The organism is Paraburkholderia sp. PREW-6R, from assembly GCF_039621805.1.
Taxonomy (GTDB): domain Bacteria; phylum Pseudomonadota; class Gammaproteobacteria; order Burkholderiales; family Burkholderiaceae; genus Paraburkholderia.
Genome location: NZ_CP155073.1, coordinates 880924 through 898331, shown reverse-complemented (window position 1 = coordinate 898331; position 17408 = coordinate 880924). Strand labels below are relative to the sequence as shown.

The following is a 17408-nucleotide window of genomic DNA, read 5'->3' as shown; positions in this document are numbered from 1 at the left end:
TGTGACGGACGAGCACAACCCCGCCATGCAGCGACGCCGCAAAGAAGTTTTTTCTTTTTCGTAAGCCGCATTGAGAACGCAGCGCAACGAATGGAGGTTCAGGTCAGGCGTCCTGTTCGGACCCCAGGTCGCGCTGATACTCCAGTCCCTCCTGACGCACGCCGCCCTGATTGTGCTCACCGTCGGGCGGCGCATCGGGCGCGACGCGATTCTGTCCCGCGGGATCATGCTGGGGCGACGGCTCACTTGCGGCCGGCCGCGCGTCGCGTTTTGAATGGCGCGCAGAGCGGCGCAGTGCTGGGTGTCTCATGATCGATGCCTCCATCGGAAGCCCGCCGCTGGGGAATGCGGCGTTAGTACAGTCTAGGGGTTGCCGCAGCAAATTGCCGGTAAAAGATACGCCGCCTTTGTAACAAATACATAAAATGGCTGCGCCGAAGTGTGGCGCAGCGCACATAGCATGTCAGAGTTGCATTAAGGGCCGAGCGAACGAGTGGCTCGGGCTGGCCTGCGGTGTCTGTGTAGGTTGCGGCGGCGGATCGCCGATGGGCGGCGCAACGGGTTCGACGGGTTCGATAGGTTGCGGTCCGGGATCGGGACTCGGCACCGGTATCGTGTCCGGCTCGCCAGGGCTAGGCGGGGCCGCAGGTGGAGCAGACGGCGGCTCGATCGGCTCAGGGCGGTGAGCGTGCTTCGACGGAGAAAGCGCGGGAGCAGCAGCGTAGTCCGACATATCGTTATCCTCGTTTTTGCGGTTCCATCGAATCGCAGCAAGGGATGTGCCGTTGCCATTGCGGGCGTCTCCGGCGCGCTGAGGGCACGCGACGCTCGTCACGCGACAAATGACAAGAGCCGCCAGCCCTTGCGGACCGGCGGCTCTCGGGCGCTCAGATTCCTACTCGATCTACGCGTCTGCGCCGCCCAACGCGCGTGACTCGTCGGCCGCTTCACCGTCTTCGCGCGCGTCGTTGCCATATTCAACGAGACGGTTGTACAGCGTCTTCAGACTGATGCCGAGAATCTCTGCCGCACGCGTTTTGACGCCGCCGCACTGTTCGAGCGTCGCGAGAATCAACTGACGATCCGCTTCCGCGAGCGACGTGCCAAACGGAATGGTAATCGCCGTGCCGGCTGCAGGCTTCGACAGCGTAATCTGCAGCGGCACCGTCGCCGTACTGTCCGAATCCGTACCCGACATGATGTGAGCGCGTTGCACGTAGTTCTTCAATTCGCGCACATTCCCGGGCCACGGGTACGACATCAGCATCTCCTTCACTGCCGGGGGGAAGTGCTTTTTCGTGCTGTGCCGGTCATTGAGTTCGTCGAGGAACGCCTGAGCCAGCAACTCGACGTCTTTACCCCGATCACGCAACGGCGGCAGGCTGATCGGAAACACGTTCAGACGGTGGTACAGGTCGAGCCGCAACTTGCCTTCGAGCACGGCCTGCTCGGGGTCACGATTGGTCGCGGCGATCAGACGGACATCGGTCTCGATCTCCTTGGTCGTGCCCACGCGCATGAACATGCCGGTTTCCAGCACACGCAGCAGTTTGACCTGCAACTCGATCGGCATTTCGGTGATTTCATCGAGGAACAGCGTGCCGCCGTTTGCCCGTTCGAAATAGCCCTTGTGCTGCCGGTCCGCGCCGGTGAACGAGCCGCGCTCGTGGCCGAACATCTCCGACTCGATCAGATTCGGCGAGATCGCCCCGCAGTTCACGGCAAGAAACGCGTGCTTACGACGCAGGCTGAGTTCGTGCAGCGTTTGCGCGGCGACTTCCTTGCCGGTGCCGGATTCGCCTACCAACATGACCGACGCGGCCGTGGGTGCGACGCGGCCAATCTGGTCATAGACCTCCTGCATGGCCGGCGAATTGCCGAGCATCAGGCCGAAGCGGCCCATGCGACGTAGTTCGCCGCGCAGCGTGCCGATTTCCGCCTTCAGATCGCCGGCGCGCGGCAGGCGCGACAGGATCGCCTTGACGCGCTGCATGTTGATCGGCTTGACCAGATAGTCGGTTGCGCCCATCTTCAGCGCGTTGACCGCGGATTCCACGGTGGCGTGGCCGGTGATCACGATCACTTCCACGCCGGAGCGCGGATCCAGGTCTTCGAACAGATCGACCCCGCTGCCGTCGGGAAGCTTGAGGTCGGTAAATACAACGTCCGGCATTTGCCGGACCAATTGAATGCGCGCTTCGCGCAAATCGCCCGCGGTGGCGGTGGTCAGGCCGTCTTCCCCGATGATGGCGGAAAGTGCCTCGCGGGTACCGGCATCGTCATCGACAATCAGTACATGTGGCATCGCGTCTCAAAAGCCTGCAAGCGTGGGATGGGAAAAGCTGATGTGCGCGAATAAGCCGGCTCGGAGCGTTCGCGCTGCGGAGGGTACCCGCACAGGCGAACACCGACGAATAGGCAAAAACTACCGACATATTCAACTTAGCGCGATATCGCAACAATAGACGGAAAAACCTACACATCAGGACTGCTATTGTTGTCGTTTTTTTTATTATACGGCCTTATCGAGACAAAATTGCAAGGCGCGGCGAGTGCCGCGCCTTTGGCACAGGCGCCTTGCTATGCACTGCGCATCAAGTACCTCGGTGACGCCACGTCAACCTAGCTGCGTGGAAACGGCCATGCTCCGCCATTGCCATTTGCATAAGTCGACCCGTTTGCGCCGTGTGCGCTCGGGTTAGCAGACGTTGCTGCGACACTCGCGCCCGGCGTGACCGGCGTGGCAACGTTGCCGCCTTCTCCCTCCCAACGGCTCAACTCGCGCGGTGCCGGTCCCTGCGTGGACTGCTTGCGCTGCACGTATCGAACTGCGAGAAAACCGCCGAGCGCCATCAATGCGCCGAAGATGCCAATTCTGGGTCGTGCCATCGTGAACTCCTGTAGTCGTTAAACGAATCCGTGCCAGGCTGCATGCGTTCCGCACTATCGCGTCGTCAGCACGCCCAGCACGAAGCCGACGCCGGCAGCGACGCCAAGGGCGCGCCACGGGTTCTGCCGCACATAGCGTTCCGTACCGACGGTCGCCGCACGCGCACGACGCTGTACATTGTTCTGCGCGTCGCCAAGCGCGGACTGCAGCGTTTCGACGTGCGTGCCGAGCTTGTCGCGCAACGCGCCGACGCCTTCGCCGGGAACGTTCGCGGCAAGCCGCAGCATTTCCTCCGAGTCCCTGAGCAGCACTCGCAGATCCTCGACAATCTTCTGGCCGCCGAGTGCAAGCTGTTGCGTGGTGTCAGTCATCATTCACTCCTCGTCTGATTTCGGCGTTCACGCGCACCACAAAGAACGACGCGCGTGTCGGGAGACAATTGCAAACCCTATACCCGGTAAAGTTGTCTCGCGCACATGCGGAGGGCTCGTGTTCTGGCACATTCGACCGACGCGCATGCAATCTTCGACCGATACAGTCACACGGATTGCCGGAACCAGCACCGAAGTGGTTAAATCGAATTTTGTGAGATAGTGACTTCTCAGTACACCTCATTCCAAGGCCTGCGCGCCGTAACAACGAACACCACATTTGCACAGGACTCCCCGTTTATGGCGTCAATCGATCTGGACTCGCCCACCGTCTCCGGCGGCAACGCTTCGTCTCAGGCGAAGCAGCGTGCGGAAGGCGTGGCGGGACTGAAATCGTATGGGCTGTTGTATGGCTCGTCGCCGGTGATGCTCGATCTGTACGAACAGATCGAACGCGTCGCCGGCACCGACGCGACCGCGCTGATCATCGGCGAATCCGGCACCGGCAAGGAACTGATCGCCCGCACGATTCACGATAAAAGCACCCGCAAGGACGCAGCGTTCGTCGCTGTAAACTGCGGCGCGATTCCCGATGAACTGATCGAAGCCGAACTCTTTGGCCACGAAAAAGGCAGCTTCACCGGAGCGGTCCAGGGCCGCGTTGGGTACTTCGAACACGCGAACGGCGGCACGCTGTTTCTCGACGAAATCACCGAAATGGCGCCGGTGCGGCAAGTCAAACTCCTGCGCGCGCTCGAGACGGGCACGTTCTATCGGGTGGGCGGTAACGAGCTGATCAGCGGCAACGTGCGCGTCATCGCCGCGACCAACCGCGACCCGGCCGTGGCGGTGAAGGAAAACGGTCTGCGCGAAGATCTGATGTACCGCCTTGCGGTTTTCCCTTTGCGCGCGCCGCCGCTGCGCGAACGTGAGAACGACCGCGAACTGCTCGCGCAGCACTTCCTTTCGCAGCTGAACCAGCAGGAAGGCGCGAGCAAGACCTTCAGCAAACGGTCGATCGAAACGCTTCGCACATGGTCGTGGCCTGGCAACGTGCGCGAACTGAAAAACGCCGTGTATCGCGCATTCATTCTCGCGGAGAAGACGGTCGAATTGCCGCATCCGCACCTTGCGTCGCGTGTAAAAAAGGCCGTGACCCAAGGCGACGCGATGAGCGTATGGATCGGCACGCCGCTCGCCGATGCGCAAAAACAGATCATCCTCGGCACGCTCAAACACTGCGGCGGCGACAAGCGGCGCGCGGCAAAAGCGCTCGGCGTCAGCCTCAAGACGCTCTATAACCGCTTGAGCGCCTACGGCGGCGACGAAGGCGCGGAAGAAGAAACGGAGCAATAGGTCGGCTCGCCTCCTGTCGTGGCGCCTGGCGGATTGACCGGCCTGGGTGCCGCTGAACCTCCGTGCGGGAGGCCTGGAATTCGTTCGCACGCCCAATCAAATCGTGTCGACGTGCAGCAGAAAGCGCTGCATGTCGCACTCTTTTTTGCAATTTCTTGCACTTTCCCACTGCCAATTACAAATCGCATCCTGCAAAATGCGGCAGCACAATGCATGCACGTGGAAACGCATGCCGACCGTTAACCACACGTCGTAGATGCGCGGAAGAAAGGCATTTGCAGGAGCAGAGACAGGGAAATGCAAAAAAACATGCTGTGGGCCAAAGCGGAACAACCGGCCGCCGCTCGCGGCCGTACCGGCTTGCTGGCGCTTGTCGTGGCGGCGATCGCTTTGTCGTCGTTACTGAGCGGGTGTAATTCGCTCTACACCGAAGGCGCCGTGGCCGGCGCCGGTATCGCGGGTGCGGGCATCGCTGCGAAGGTCACGAGCAATGCGGCTGTCGCGACCGGCATCGGTCTCGGCGCCGTGGCCGCGGCCCGCGCGGGCGTCCAGTATTCGGAGCGCGTGATTCACCGTAATACGCAGGACGGCATCGCGAAGATCGCCGGTCCGCTCGACGTCGGCGGCGTCGCGCCCTGGAGCGTGACCCACTCCGTGCCGCTCGAAGACGACGAACACGGCCGCGTGACGGTGAGTCGTGCGATCAGCACCGGCGCGCTCGATTGCAAGGAAATCGTCTTCTCGGTGGACCGAACCGCCACTCAAAACGTACCGGCCAGCAGCGCGTTCTACGTCGCTTCGATTTGCCGTGACGGCGATAACTGGAAGTGGGCGTCGGCTGAGCCGGCTACCGAACGTTGGGGCGCGCTGCAATGACGGCACGCGCATTCACCGGCGCGCTCGATGCCGCTGCCGCTCCCGCGGCACGGACCCGCGCAACCCGCCCGATTTTCTCGACCCGCATGCGGCTCGTACTGGCCGGCGCCCTGTGCGTCGGTGCGAGTCTGATGACGAGCGGCTGCGCGTCCGTTGGGGCGGCAAGCGGTGCGGCAGCGGGTGTGGCGTCGGGCCTCGTCACGTCGAATCCGGCCGTGGGCATCGGCGTGGGCATCGCGGTACAGGCCGCAACCGACGAAGCGGTCGCCCATTACATGCGCGTCATGCACACCGATCAGCAGGACATGATTGCCGCGCTAGCCGGCGCGATGCCGGTCGGTGAAACCCGTCCGTGGGCGGTCAAGCACACGCTGCCCATCGAGAACGGTCACGGTCAGGTACGCGTGACACGCGCCTTCAGCTCCGCCATCGCGCTGTGCAAGGAATTCGTGTTCTCCGTGCAGGACGGCGAAGGAGCCAAAGCACGCGAGGACTGGTACACCGCCAGCGCGTGTCAGCAGGACAAGGGCTGGAAATGGGCATCGGCGGAACCTGCGGTCGAACGCTGGGGCAATCTGCAGTAGGCGCTCTTCAGAACGGGCAGAAATAAAAAAACGGCAGGGGTCTCCCCTGCCGTTTTGCTGCCGGCGCGGACAGCGCCGCCGCATCCGGTTATCGGACGCGCTCGCGCGTCACGACTCCACGTCTTCCAGGCTGAAGATTTCCGTCTGATCGTTATACGAAAAGATTTCGCCATAACGGCCCCAGTTGATGACCGCGTCGAGCGTTTCTTCGGCTGCGCTATCCGACAGAAAGTCTTCCAGCTCCTGCTCGAAACGCACGCGCGGCGCGCGATGCCCCGGCCGCTCGTTCAGCACCTTCTTGATCCGCGCGGCGAGTGGCACGTGGCGCAGCAGATGTTCGGCGAACATCATCTTGCGCTCCTGGGTGCCGAACTCGGCGAACACGCGGGCCGGCGGGGTCAGGAAAATGTCGCCCTCGCGTACGTCGGCAAAACCGAGGTGTTGCAGCACTTCGGCGACCGGGAACAGGTCGTCCACTTCGAGGTGCAGCGAGCGGGCAATTTCCGGCATGTCGGCGCGACCGTGGTATGGGGCGGCAGCGAGCGTCTCGATCAGGCCGGCCATCAGGTTGGTCGACACATGCGGCAGCCAGCTATGCAGTTCGAGCCCCTTCTTGGTCTTTTCGTCGGTCTGGCGGGCGGTCATCTTTGCGTAAATCTCGTCGACCAGACGGCGGAACGCCGGGTCCAGACGATTGCGCGGATGCTTGAACGGCACCTTGATTTCGGCGATCACACGGCCGGGATTGGACGACAGCACCAGAATCCGGTCGCACATGAACACCGCTTCCTCGATGTTGTGCGTGACGATCAGCACCGCCTTGATCGGCATGCGCCCTTGCGTCCACAGATCGAGCAGGTCGGTGCGCAGCGTTTCCGCGGTCAGCACGTCGAGCGCGGAGAACGGCTCGTCCATCAGCAGCAGCGTGGGATCGACCACCAGTGCGCGCGCAAACCCCACGCGCTGACGCATCCCGCCCGACAACTCGCGCGGATACGCGTTTTCGAAACCGTCCAGACCGATCAGGTCGATCGCCGCGAGCGCACGCGTGCGCCGCTCGGCCGCGCCGACACCTTGCGCCTCCAGACCGGCTTCAACGTTTTGCAGCACGGTCAGCCACGGGAACAGCGCGAACGTCTGGAACACCATGGCGACACCCTTGGCCGGGCCGTCCAGCGGCTTGCCCATGTAGGTGACTTCGCCGCCGGTCGGCTCGATCAGCCCGGCGATGATGCGCAACAGCGTCGACTTGCCCGAACCCGAACGGCCCAGCAGACCGACGATCTCACCTTCACGCAGCGACAGATTCGCGTCGTCGAGGACGAGCAACTCGCCCTGCGATTTGTTGAACCCGCGGCACACGTCCTTGACGCGCAGGATCTCTTCGCCGAGGCGCGGCGGCTTCGGTGGCGTCTGGATCGGTGCGGCGCTCAGAGCAGCTTTAGGATTTTGCATCGCGTTTTGCCTTCAATCTCAAGAAAACGCCGGGCCGCCCCAAGGTCTGTCAACGCCCCTTGGGAGAGCCTGGCGCGAAGCGACAGGTTCAGGGCACTCAATCGAGCCGGAGCTTCCCTTCGGCGTAGGCGTACATTGGACGCCACAGCAGGCGGTTAAACAGGGTGACGAACAGGGACATCACGGCAATGCCCACGATGATCTTCGGATAGTCGCCTGCGGCGGTGGACTGCGCAATGTAAGCGCCGAGCCCGTGCGCAGCCACTTTCGTGTCGCCCCACTGCACGTATTCGGCAACGATACTCGCATTCCATGCGCCGCCGGACGCGGTGATCGCGCCTGTCACGTAGTACGGGAAAATGCCCGGCAGGATCGCCTGACGCCACCACTGCCAGCCGCGAATATGGAAATTCTTGGCCGCCTCGCGATAGTCGTTCGGATACGACGACGCACCGGCAATGACGTTGAACAGGATATACCACTGTGTGCCGAGCACGATCAGCGGCGACAGCCAGATATCCGGATTCAGATGAAACCGAACGATCACGATCACGAAAACCGGAAACAGCAGATTCGCCGGGAACGCGGCGAGAAACTGCGCGAGCGGCTGAATCTTCTCCGAAAGCGCCGGCCGCAGCCCGATCAGCACGCCGACCGGCACCCAGATGACGGACGCGAGCGCAATCAGCACCACCACCCGCAGCAGCGTGATGAGACCGAGCAGGAAGACATGCCAGACCTCGTCGAGCGACACGCCGGTACGCACATAGGTGATCACGCGATAGACGACGAAGACGGTCACAACCAGTACCACCACGGCCCACACCATGTCGCCCAGGCGCGAATTCTTCTGCGTATGCGGAATCGGAAAGCGCGGGCCCTGAATGGCAGGCAGCCGGAACGGCACGCGCGCGGCCTTTGCGAACATCCAGCCAAGCGGCACCAGCAGCCGGTGAATCAGACGCGTGCGGCGGATCAGGTCGAGCAGCCACGATTCCGGCGCATCCCCGGAACTGGTGTTCTCCATGCGGAACTTGTCGGCCCACGCGACGAGCGGACGGAACAGGAACTGGTCGTACGCAAGAATCACGACGGTCATGGCAAGGATCACCCAGCCGATCGCGTGCAGGTTCTTGTCCGAGATGGCCTGGGCGAGATACGCGCCGATTCCCGGCAGCGTGATCGTGTTATTGCCGACCGTGATCGCCTCGGATGCCACGACGAAGAACCAGCCGCCGGACATGGACATCATCATGTTCCAGATCAGGCCCGGCATTGAAAACGGCACCTCGAGCTTCCAGAAACGCTGCCACGAAGTCAGATGAAAGCCGCGCGACACTTCGTCCAGGTCGCGCGGCACCGTGCGCAGCGACTGATAGAAACTGAACGTCATGTTCCACGCCTGGCTCGTGAAGATCGCGAAGATCGCTGCCAGTTCGGCGCCGAGGACGCGCCCGGGAAAGAGCGCCAGGAAAAACGTGACCGTAAACGAAATGTAGCCGAGCACCGGCACCGACTGCAGGATATCGAGAATCGGCACCAGCACCATGCCGGCGCGGCGGCTCTTCGCGGCGAGCGTGCCATACACGAGCGTAAAGATCAGCGACGCGACCATTGCCGCAAGCATGCGCAGCGTGGTGCGCATTGCATACTCGGGCAGGTTCGACGGGTCCAGCGAAATCGCCTGGCTCTTGAGCACCGACATGGGTGCGAGCGTTTCATGAAAGCCGATCGCCGCCATCGCGATGATGCAGATGATCAGCGGAAACGCCACGAAATCCCAGCGATTGGGCAACACCCGCCAGGCCGACGCATTGGCGGTGCGCTTGAGGTTGAAGCTGAAATCCATCAGATGCCCTCCCTGCTGCTATATGTATGGTCACGCACGAGGGAGCCCGGCAACGACGCGCGGCGGTCTGGTGATCGGTCCGGAAAGCGGAAATCGGGCATGGCAAAACGCGTGTGCGCGGTAAATCGTTAGCGTGAGTGACTCGCGAACCGGCGGCGGACGTGTCAGGGACGCGTCGTCCAGCGACCGCCATCATGGAGCCGGATTCCCGTGACCGCAGGCGCCGCCCGTGGGCTGGCGAGCTTTCCTTGTTTTGGACGGCACGACACTACACCATCCTATGTTTCAGGCACAACCTTTCGCGACAAATAGCGGCAAAGCGAGCGAAACGGCCGGCAACGCTGCGTGCGAGGCGCCCAAAGAGATCATCCACGAGTCCCTGTTCGTTGCGCGCCGGCGACATGGGTGGCTGACCGCAATAGACGCGAGACGCGCCGGCGTCATCCGGAAAACCCGCACAGCCATCAAGTAGTAGCGTCTTCTGCCGTTAAATATCTGATGGACGCGGCGGGCAAACTTCGCATGACCGCAATAACGGTGGCGTCGGTTTCTATGCCGGTTAAAATCCGGAGACGCATCAGCGAGCAGTCATCCCGGGCCGCAGCGGCGTCGTATGGGCGGCTGCCGGCGGCGGGGCGAAATATCAGCATTGCGCTGCCACGAAAGAGCTAGTTGCATGTCACAGCGAGACGGATTAGAGGGTCGATGAACAGGACAACCTTGCGCCAGGCAATCGGACCGGTCAGCTTCATGCTGATCGTTCTGGTTTGCTGGTTCGTGGCCGGCATGGTCGCGGACCGGATGGTACAGCAAGAGCTGGACGCGGCCCTGCGGGCGCAGCGGCAGATGTCCACGTCGATCGTCGACAACATGGCGGAGGTGATCGCCAGCGACCTCGCGATGTCCCGCGCCATTCCTGCCACCATGGCCAAGATGGACGTGGTCCAGCGTGCTCTGGTGCAATCCCGGAATTATGCCGTGAACAACGAGACGGCGGAACCCGCGCTGCACGCCGCGTTGCTAAAAGACCCGCGCATGACCGCCGTCAGCGAGTTCCTGCACGATGCGCAAGGCTTCTCCGGGCTCGACCAGATCTGGCTCGTGAACGCCAACGGCATCTGCGTGGCAACCAGCTACGCGACCGATACGCCGGTTGCCGCCGCACGTTCTTTTGTGGGCATCGACATGCGTACTCGCGGCTACCTGACCAATGCGCTGCTGGGTGCATTTTCGGAAGCGTATGGCGTCGGCCGTGCGAGCGGCGACCCCGGCATCTTCATCGCGGCGCCGGTCTACGCGAACGGACTGCTGGCGGGCGCCGTGGTCGCCAAGGTCGGTATTGCGCGGTTGCGGCACTGGGTCGCGCATGCAGGCACGTTCGTCGCCGACGAAAACGGCGTGATCATCATGGCGCATAACAGTGCACTGGAAGGTCACGCGCTGCCTGGGGCGCGCGTCATGCAAATGAGCGCGGCGGAGCGGCTCGTCGTCTATCGACGCTCGACCTTTCCCAATATTCAGATTCACGCAGACAACGACGTGCGCAAACAGGCGCCGTGGGTGCCGGCGTCGGTCGCCGGGCAACTGTTCAGCATGCGCGAGCAACCGGGGCCTTCGCTCTACCAGGCGCGCAGCGGCTTGAACTCGGGGCTGTCGGCGCATCTGGTCGACCCGCTTGCCGCATGGCCCGAACTGCTGCGCAATCACAAGCGTGACCACCTGCTGGTGTTCCTGACGCTGGCCGGCACGGTGGCGCTCGCGTGGGTCATTACCGTTTCGTATGTGCGCGAGCGGCGTCATCATCGCGGCACGCGCGATCTCGCCGAACAGTTGCAGTCGGCCAATACGCTGCTTTCCGCCGAGGCGCGCCATGATGCGCTCACAGGTGCGTTGTCGCGACGCTACTTCCTCGATCTGCTGCGACGGGAGATCGAACGCGCGCATGCGGCCAATGAGCCGTTATGCATGGCGATCGCCGACCTTGACCACTTCAAGCAGATCAACGACCGCTTCGGCCACGCCGCCGGCGACCGCGCGCTCGAGCATTTCGTCGACACCTGCCGCGCGGAGTTGCGCAGCACCGACGCCATCGGCCGTCTGGGCGGCGAGGAGTTCGGCTTGCTGTTGCCGGCCACGGATCTGGCCGGCGGACGCGAAGTGGTGGAACGGCTGCGTTTGCGGCTGAAGGCCGTGCCTTCGCCGAAGCTCCCCGCCTCGGCGGGGCTGAGCGTGAGCATCGGCATCACCGAGCTTTCGCCCGACGACCTGCCTGAGCGGATCATGAGCCGCGCCGACATCGCGCTATATGCAGCAAAGACGGGTGGCCGCGACCGCACGGAAGCCCTCCCGCCCGACGACACCGCACCGCCCGCACGCACGGTCGCCACCGCCTGGTGATATCGGACGAAACACCCGCGAACCACGCACGCACCGCATAACGCCGGTGCCGCGCTCGTGGCATCCCAGTCGAAGCAGGTATCATCGAACCTGATACGAGGTGACTGCTAGGCTCTAACGGGAGATTCGCATGAAGGGAAATCTGGTGATTGTCTGCCGCGATCAGGATGCTGGCGCGTTCGACCATCTGCTGGCGGAATACGGCGCGTTCCAGACGCGCCTGTCGTCCACCGCGTGGTATCTGAAACTCGACGTTGCGCCGGAGCTGATTCAGGAAGAGATACTCGCGCGGCTCGGCAAATACACGACACACTATATTTTCGAGGCCGAAACGGTGACGTGGAATACGGTGGACAGCGACGCGGCCAATGCACTGAACACGCTGTTTTCGGATTGAACCCGCATGGCTGACTCGCCGCAACGGGTCAGTAAAGACGATTCAACGAAGGCAATGCCTCAACGAAAGCGGGGCTGACGCACACACCTGCAGCCGCTCCGCTCGTTTCCGTCCACTTCACCAGACGCTTTCCGACGCTGCCGTCACACGCGGCACGACTTCGAACGGAAAGGTCATCAGAACACGTAAGCCACGGCCTTCGTGGTTGCCGATAACCCACTCGCCTCCCGCGCGGCGCACCAGCCGTTCGACGATCGCGAGGCCTAGCCCGCTATGGCCGTTGCCGCCTCGCGCCGGATCGAGCCGCACGAACGGCCGGCTTGCGTTGATCAGGTCCTGCGCGGCGATGCCGCTGCCGTTGTCGCTGACCGATAGCGTAAAGCCCTGCGACGTGCGCGCCGTGGCCACGACAACGGGCGGCGCGCCATAAGCGTGTGCGTTATCCAGCAGATTCGACAGAATCCGGTCGAGCGTGGCCGCGGGCAGCAGAAATCCCGGCCCCGCATGCAGCTCGGTTTGTACTGCCGGCATGCCGCCCGCCACCGCGCGGTAGCTGCGCACCACACGCTCGCATTGCACATCCACCTCGACGGCCTCGCTGCGGTCGGCGCCGTCGTGCGCGAACACCAGAAACTGTTCGACGATATGTGTCATCGAATCGACGTCGCGCACCACGCCGTCGCGCACCTTCGCTTCATCCATCATTTCGGCGCGCAGACGCAAACGCGCAAGCGGCGTTTTCAGATCATGCGCGACACCGGCCAGCATCACCGCGCGATCGTTTTCCGTGCGCGCCACTTCCTGGACCATCTGGTTGAACCCGTGCGTCAGCTGCCGCAACTCGCGCGGACCTCGCTCGGGAACGGGCGGCACGGGCAGGCCGCGTCCGAAACGCGCGACCGCCTGCGCGAGCGAACGCAACGGCTGTTGGAGCGCCCATGCTGCGAACAGCGCCGCCATGACCGCAAAGGAAAAAATGATCGCGAGCCACAGCACCGTGCGGTCGAGCGAGCGCGGCGTGCGCAACGGCTGCACCGGCACGACGATCCAGCTCCGGTCGGCGGTTCCACGTACCCACAGTGTGGGCGGAGCGCCCGGCAAGCCGACGCGCACCTGCGTGCCGGACGGCATGCGGTCGCGCACGTCTTCGACGAAGCGCTCCAGTGGGGCCGGCATATTCGCCTGCTCGGGCGGGACCTCGGGACTTGCCGGATCCACCAGCTTGACGCGCGAGGGCAACGGCTGATCCGGCGTGCGTGCAACGTGCTGGCGCACGGCCTCGACGAGGAACGTGGCTTCTTCGACGGCGTAGCGCGTTTGCAACTGGCTGCGCTCTAGGCGCATCAGCGCATACCACGCGAAATGCGAGAGCAGCAGTACCGCGACGACGAGCAGCGCGAGCCGCCCGAAAAGCGAATCAATGGGCCGGCGCATGCTGTTCGCCGTCGGGCACGAACACGTAACCGCGCCCGCGCACCGTTTGAATGAAGCGCGGAGTGGACGGATCGGTTTCGAGAATACGGCGCAGACGCCAAACCTGCACGTCGATGCCGCGGTCGGTGCCGTCGTATTCGGGACCGTGCAGCAGTTCGAGCAGGCGCTCGCGCGTCAGCGTACGCATCGGGTGATTGACGAAAATCTTCAGCAGCGCGAACTCACTGCCGGACAGCGTCAGCGGCTTGTCTTCCTGATGCAGCGTGCGGGACTGGAAATCCAGCGTGAAGCGGCCGAAGTTGAACGGCTCGCGCTGTTCCGGGGCCGCCGCGGACGGCAGCGTTCGGCGACGCCGCAGCACGGCCTGCACGCGCGCGAGCAGCTCACGCGGATTGAATGGCTTGCCGAGGTAATCGTCCGCGCCGAGTTCGAGGCCGACGATCCGGTCGACGTCGTCCGCGCGTGCCGTGAGCATGATGACCGGGATGTCGTCGCCCGACGCGCGCAGCTTGCGCAGCGCGGTGAGACCGTCCACGCCCGGCATCATCAGATCGAGCACGATCAGGTCCGGACGTTCGCGTTCGAGCCTGCGCTCGAGCGAGCCCGCGTCGTGCAGCACCGAAACCTCGATGCCCTGCCGGGCCAGATAGTCGCGCAGCAGATCACGCAGTTCGACGTCGTCGTCGACAACAAGTATTTGAGTAGCCATGGAATGAAGTTTAACGCTCAGCAGGACGGTTTTCGATTTCAAACCGGGCTCAAGGGTTACCGGGTGTTACGGTGAAAGCCACGCGTAATGTCCGGTAATAGCCACGTGCGGCCGCGTAACACAGCGTTTTGTCCAGTTCTCTACGCTGTGCCTTACCGAGTGCAGGCCGTCCTCAAAACACCGGTTGCATCGTCGGCTATTCCATTACAAGGAGCCTTATATGTCCACCAGAAAGATGTCGCGCGTTCTCGCCGTTGCAGCCTCTGCCCTCGCGATCGGCGCGGGCGCCGCCTACGCCGCACAACCTGCCCAAGACGCGCATAGCGGCCCCGGCGGCTGGCATGGTCACTTCATGAAGGAAATGACTCAGTTGCACGACCAGTTGAAGCTCAATGCGGATCAGGAAAAGCAATGGCAAGCCGCGCTCGACACGATGAAGCAGAACCACGAAGCCATGCGTGCCAATCATGAGCAGATCGAGAACCAGTTCAAGTCGGCCCAGCAACAGCCGATTCTGGATCTGAACGCGATGGCCTCCGCTCATCAGCAGGTCGAACAGAAAGACGCGCAACTGCGTCAGCAAACCACCGATGCGTGGCTCAAGTTCTACAACGGCCTGAACGATCAGCAGAAGACGACCGTCAGCACGGCGCTCAAACAGCGCTTTGCGAAGATGGAGCAACGTCACGAAAAGATGCGCGAGCGTTGGCAGCAGCATCGGGGCGCGGCTTCGGCGCCGTCCGCCAACCAGTAAGCGTGCCGCCGTGGGCGCCCGGCGGGTCGCATCGCGTCGCGCCTTGCGCGCTCATATAAAGCTCGCATAAACAGAAACGCCACGAACCCCCAAGGTTCGTGGCGTTTTTGCTGTCTGGCTGAACGACTCGTCACAAGCTCGTTAAAAGCGCTTTACAAGCAAGGCACGGCCCGCGCGCCCGTGCCTTCCGTTCTACCCGTTAAGCTGACCGAGATCGAAGAGCAGCACTTCCGCGCGCTCGCCGTTGGTCAGCGTGACCGTATCGGTAGCGCTTAACTTGGCAGCGTCGCCCGCATGCAGCGCTTCGCCGTTGACGGTCACCGCGCCGCGCGCCACGTGCACATAGGCGAGCCGGCCCGCCGGCAGCGCGAACGTGGCCGTTTCTTCGCCGTCGAGCAGCGCCGCGTAGATCGATGCGTCCGCGTGAATCGTGACGGAACCCTCGCGGCCATCGGGCGATGCCACGACGCGCAGGCGGCCCCGCTTGTCGGCAGCGTCGAAGCGCTTTTCCTCGTAGCCGGGCTGGTCGCCCGCGCGCTGCGGAATGATCCAGATCTGCAGCAAGTGCGCCTCTTCATCCTGCGACGCGTTGAACTCGCTGTGCATGACGCCCGTGCCGGCGCTCATGCGCTGCACGTCGCCGGGACGGATCGTCGAGCCATTGCCCATGCTGTCGCGGTGCGCGAGCGCGCCTTCGAGCACGTAGGTGACGATCTCCATGTCGCGATGGCCGTGCGTGCCGAAGCCCTGGCCGCCCGCAATGCGGTCTTCGTTGATGACACGCAGCGGCCCGAAGTGCACGTGTTGCGGGTCGCGATAGTCGGCGAAAGAAAAGCTGTGATACGAATCGAGCCAGCCGTGGTTGGCGTGGCCCCGTTCATTGGAGCGGCGAATCTCGATCATGGAGCACTCCTCGGGAGTCGTTGCAATGGAGAGAATGTAGGGGCGCACGCCGGCCGGCACAACCATGTGCCGCCGCACCGGATCGTTTCAGAAATCCACGCAATCGGATCGGCTCACGGCACACAACGCGCTCTTTCGGGTCTCGTGCGGGAGCCTGAACGCCGGCGTCGCGCACGTACAACGCCTGACCGACGCAGTTTGCCGGCATCCACGCGCCGCGCTGGCGCCGCGGCCCTGTTCGGGTAAAATACCGCCCTTTTCAAGACGCGTGGGCGCCCGCCGCACCTGACGGCGCCGCTGCTGCCGTCATGACAGAGGCTTCGTCCGCCGGGAAGACGCCGGCTCATCCGGGCGCGATCGCCACGCGGCGCGACAATTTTGACCGCCTAGAATAGCGACGGCCGGCCATGAGCCGGCGGTCGTCGAGATCGGCACACCAGGACGATCAGTCTGATCCAGGAGAATCATGAAGAAGCTCGCACTGTGCGTGGCGCTTGCTGTCATGGCCACAGGCGCCGTGGCAAAAGAATGGAAGACCGTGCGCATTGGGGTGGACGCCAGTTATCCGCCGTTCGAATCGAAGGCGGCGAGCGGCCAGATGGTGGGCTTCGACGTCGACCTGACCCGCGCGCTGTGCGCGAAGATGAACGTCAGATGCGTGTGGGTCGAACAGGATTTCGACGGCATGATTCCCGCGTTGAAGGGCAGGAAGTTCGACATGATCGTCTCGTCGCTGACCGTGACGGACCAGCGCCGCGCGCAGATCGACTTCTCCGACAAGCTGTTCGACGCCCCGACCCGCATGATTGCGAAAGCGGGTTCGCCGCTGCTGCCGACGGCCGGATCGCTCAAGGGCAAGACCATCGGCGTCGAGCAGGGGTCGACGCAGGAAACCTATGCAAAGGCTTACTGGCAGCCCAACGGCGTGAACGTGGTCACCTACCAGAATCAGGATCAGGTGTATGCCGACCTCACGTCGGGCCGGCTCGACGCCGCGCTGCAGGACGAAGTGCAGGCCAACGCAGGCTTTCTGAAAACGCCCCGTGGCAAAGGCTTCGCATGGGCCGGGCCGGAAGTGAAGGACCCGAAAACGCTCGGCGACGGCACCGCCATCGGCGTGCGCAAGGACGACTCCGATCTCAGGACGATGCTCAATCAGGCACTGGCGCAGATTCACCAGGACGGCACGTTCAACAGGCTCGAAAAGCAGTACTTCGATTTGGACATCTATTCCAGTCATTGAACTAGGTAGCCGGTCACAACACCGAATTCCAGCAACTGGCAGTATCCGCGACACCCGGGGCTCGCCCGCATGGGCTTTCTCCGGGCTTCGTAATAGAGTCGTACAGCTTCAAAACACGAGTCGAAAAGCGCGCTGCAAGTCCGGCAACGGTCATGCAGTCATGATTTGCACAGCGGTGCGCTGTGCGCCG

General features: G+C 63.2%; 17 protein-coding genes. 7 read left to right on the top strand and 10 right to left on the bottom strand.

What is annotated here, in order from left to right; all coding sequences use genetic code 11:
• Positions 1-103: 103 nt before the first annotated feature.
• From AAGS40_RS03920 to AAGS40_RS03900, 5 genes are all read right to left on the bottom strand, one after another.
• On the bottom strand, positions 104-310 hold the full coding sequence (locus AAGS40_RS03920) for a hypothetical protein (protein ID WP_345813300.1): 207 nt from the start codon (positions 308-310) through the stop codon (positions 104-106).
• A 153-nt stretch (positions 311-463) separates the two neighbouring features.
• Positions 464-733: a hypothetical protein gene (locus AAGS40_RS03915; RefSeq protein ID WP_345813299.1), complete on the bottom strand. Its 270-nt coding sequence runs from the start codon at positions 731-733 to the stop codon at positions 464-466.
• A 171-nt stretch (positions 734-904) separates the two neighbouring features.
• Positions 905-2305 carry a sigma-54 dependent transcriptional regulator gene (locus tag AAGS40_RS03910; protein ID WP_345813298.1) on the bottom strand — a complete coding sequence of 467 codons (1401 nt, stop codon included), beginning with the start codon at positions 2303-2305 and terminating at the stop codon, positions 905-907.
• A gap of 317 nt (positions 2306-2622) precedes the next feature.
• Positions 2623-2889: a hypothetical protein gene (locus tag AAGS40_RS03905; protein WP_345813297.1), complete on the bottom strand. Its 267-nt coding sequence runs from the start codon at positions 2887-2889 to the stop codon at positions 2623-2625.
• 54 nt (positions 2890-2943) lie between these two features.
• Positions 2944-3261 (bottom strand): DUF883 family protein, encoded by a 318-nt coding sequence (locus tag AAGS40_RS03900; protein ID WP_345814248.1) that lies wholly within the window; start codon positions 3259-3261, stop codon positions 2944-2946.
• Between the two features lie 300 nt (positions 3262-3561).
• Here AAGS40_RS03900 and AAGS40_RS03895 point away from each other — a divergent pair, with 300 nt between their 5' ends.
• From AAGS40_RS03895 to AAGS40_RS03885, 3 genes are all read left to right on the top strand, one after another.
• Positions 3562-4617, top strand: coding sequence for a sigma-54 dependent transcriptional regulator (locus AAGS40_RS03895; protein WP_345813295.1), 1056 nt, complete (start codon positions 3562-3564; stop codon positions 4615-4617).
• 297 nt (positions 4618-4914) lie between these two features.
• Positions 4915-5493, top strand: a complete 579-nt coding sequence (locus tag AAGS40_RS03890) for a hypothetical protein (protein ID WP_345813294.1) — start codon at positions 4915-4917, stop codon at positions 5491-5493.
• Between the two features lie 86 nt (positions 5494-5579).
• The gene (locus tag AAGS40_RS03885) at positions 5580-6077 is read left to right on the top strand and encodes a hypothetical protein (protein WP_345814246.1); all 498 of its coding nucleotides are present in this window, start codon (positions 5580-5582) and stop codon (positions 6075-6077) included.
• A 108-nt stretch (positions 6078-6185) separates the two neighbouring features.
• Here AAGS40_RS03885 and AAGS40_RS03880 read toward each other — a convergent pair whose 3' ends face one another.
• Positions 6186-7532: a nitrate/sulfonate/bicarbonate ABC transporter ATP-binding protein gene (locus AAGS40_RS03880; RefSeq protein WP_345813293.1), complete on the bottom strand. Its 1347-nt coding sequence runs from the start codon at positions 7530-7532 to the stop codon at positions 6186-6188.
• Positions 7533-7629: 97 nt separating this feature from the next.
• Entirely contained in the window at positions 7630-9381 is a 1752-nt protein-coding gene (locus AAGS40_RS03875) for an ABC transporter permease subunit (protein WP_345813291.1), read from the bottom strand.
• A gap of 705 nt (positions 9382-10086) precedes the next feature.
• Between AAGS40_RS03875 and AAGS40_RS03870 the strand changes: the two genes are divergently transcribed.
• Together AAGS40_RS03870 and AAGS40_RS03865 are read left to right on the top strand one after the other, a co-directional pair.
• The gene (locus tag AAGS40_RS03870; RefSeq protein WP_345813290.1) at positions 10087-11778 is read left to right on the top strand and encodes a diguanylate cyclase; all 1692 of its coding nucleotides are present in this window, start codon (positions 10087-10089) and stop codon (positions 11776-11778) included.
• Between the two features lie 130 nt (positions 11779-11908).
• On the top strand, positions 11909-12175 hold the full coding sequence (locus tag AAGS40_RS03865) for a hypothetical protein (protein ID WP_345813289.1): 267 nt from the start codon (positions 11909-11911) through the stop codon (positions 12173-12175).
• A 117-nt stretch (positions 12176-12292) separates the two neighbouring features.
• Here the strand turns inward: AAGS40_RS03865 and AAGS40_RS03860 are convergent, their stop codons facing one another.
• Both AAGS40_RS03860 and AAGS40_RS03855 read right to left on the bottom strand, forming a co-directional pair.
• A complete protein-coding gene (locus AAGS40_RS03860) occupies positions 12293-13609 on the bottom strand; it encodes an ATP-binding protein (RefSeq protein ID WP_345813288.1) in 1317 nt (438 codons plus the stop codon).
• A complete protein-coding gene (locus tag AAGS40_RS03855) occupies positions 13593-14318 on the bottom strand; it encodes a response regulator (protein WP_345813285.1) in 726 nt (241 codons plus the stop codon). The genes AAGS40_RS03860 and AAGS40_RS03855 overlap by 17 nt, the downstream gene beginning before the upstream one ends.
• Before the next feature lie 220 nt (positions 14319-14538).
• On the opposite strand from AAGS40_RS03855, the gene AAGS40_RS03850 reads away from it, so the two are divergent.
• Complete coding sequence (locus tag AAGS40_RS03850) at positions 14539-15072, top strand: periplasmic heavy metal sensor (protein WP_345813284.1); 534 nt, start codon at positions 14539-14541, stop codon at positions 15070-15072.
• Between the two features lie 192 nt (positions 15073-15264).
• On the opposite strand, the gene AAGS40_RS03845 is transcribed toward AAGS40_RS03850, so the two are convergent.
• Positions 15265-15975, bottom strand: a complete 711-nt coding sequence (locus tag AAGS40_RS03845; RefSeq protein ID WP_345813283.1) for a pirin family protein — start codon at positions 15973-15975, stop codon at positions 15265-15267.
• Positions 15976-16441: 466 nt separating this feature from the next.
• Here AAGS40_RS03845 and AAGS40_RS03840 point away from each other — a divergent pair, with 466 nt between their 5' ends.
• Positions 16442-17218: an ABC transporter substrate-binding protein gene (locus AAGS40_RS03840; protein ID WP_345813282.1), complete on the top strand. Its 777-nt coding sequence runs from the start codon at positions 16442-16444 to the stop codon at positions 17216-17218.
• Positions 17219-17408 lie beyond the last annotated feature (190 nt).

What these genes read in the sequence shown, in the direction of transcription:
- AAGS40_RS03920 (WP_345813300.1), bottom strand. Translation starts at nt 310, where the DNA reads ATGAGACACCCAGCACTGCGCCGCTCTGCGCGCCATTCAAAACGCGAC.
- AAGS40_RS03915 (WP_345813299.1), bottom strand. Translation starts at nt 733, where the DNA reads ATGTCGGACTACGCTGCTGCTCCCGCGCTTTCTCCGTCGAAGCACGCT.
- AAGS40_RS03910 (WP_345813298.1), bottom strand. Translation starts at nt 2,305, where the DNA reads ATGCCACATGTACTGATTGTCGATGACGATGCCGGTACCCGCGAGGCA.
- AAGS40_RS03905 (WP_345813297.1), bottom strand. Translation starts at nt 2,889, where the DNA reads ATGGCACGACCCAGAATTGGCATCTTCGGCGCATTGATGGCGCTCGGC.
- AAGS40_RS03900 (WP_345814248.1), bottom strand. Translation starts at nt 3,261, where the DNA reads ATGACTGACACCACGCAACAGCTTGCACTCGGCGGCCAGAAGATTGTC.
- AAGS40_RS03895 (WP_345813295.1), top strand. Translation starts at nt 3,562, where the DNA reads ATGGCGTCAATCGATCTGGACTCGCCCACCGTCTCCGGCGGCAACGCT.
- AAGS40_RS03890 (WP_345813294.1), top strand. Translation starts at nt 4,915, where the DNA reads ATGCAAAAAAACATGCTGTGGGCCAAAGCGGAACAACCGGCCGCCGCT.
- AAGS40_RS03885 (WP_345814246.1), top strand. Translation starts at nt 5,580, where the DNA reads ATGCGGCTCGTACTGGCCGGCGCCCTGTGCGTCGGTGCGAGTCTGATG.
- AAGS40_RS03880 (WP_345813293.1), bottom strand. Translation starts at nt 7,532, where the DNA reads ATGCAAAATCCTAAAGCTGCTCTGAGCGCCGCACCGATCCAGACGCCA.
- AAGS40_RS03875 (WP_345813291.1), bottom strand. Translation starts at nt 9,381, where the DNA reads ATGGATTTCAGCTTCAACCTCAAGCGCACCGCCAATGCGTCGGCCTGG.
- AAGS40_RS03870 (WP_345813290.1), top strand. Translation starts at nt 10,087, where the DNA reads ATGAACAGGACAACCTTGCGCCAGGCAATCGGACCGGTCAGCTTCATG.
- AAGS40_RS03865 (WP_345813289.1), top strand. Translation starts at nt 11,909, where the DNA reads ATGAAGGGAAATCTGGTGATTGTCTGCCGCGATCAGGATGCTGGCGCG.
- AAGS40_RS03860 (WP_345813288.1), bottom strand. Translation starts at nt 13,609, where the DNA reads ATGCGCCGGCCCATTGATTCGCTTTTCGGGCGGCTCGCGCTGCTCGTC.
- AAGS40_RS03855 (WP_345813285.1), bottom strand. Translation starts at nt 14,318, where the DNA reads ATGGCTACTCAAATACTTGTTGTCGACGACGACGTCGAACTGCGTGAT.
- AAGS40_RS03850 (WP_345813284.1), top strand. Translation starts at nt 14,539, where the DNA reads ATGTCCACCAGAAAGATGTCGCGCGTTCTCGCCGTTGCAGCCTCTGCC.
- AAGS40_RS03845 (WP_345813283.1), bottom strand. Translation starts at nt 15,975, where the DNA reads ATGATCGAGATTCGCCGCTCCAATGAACGGGGCCACGCCAACCACGGC.
- AAGS40_RS03840 (WP_345813282.1), top strand. Translation starts at nt 16,442, where the DNA reads ATGAAGAAGCTCGCACTGTGCGTGGCGCTTGCTGTCATGGCCACAGGC.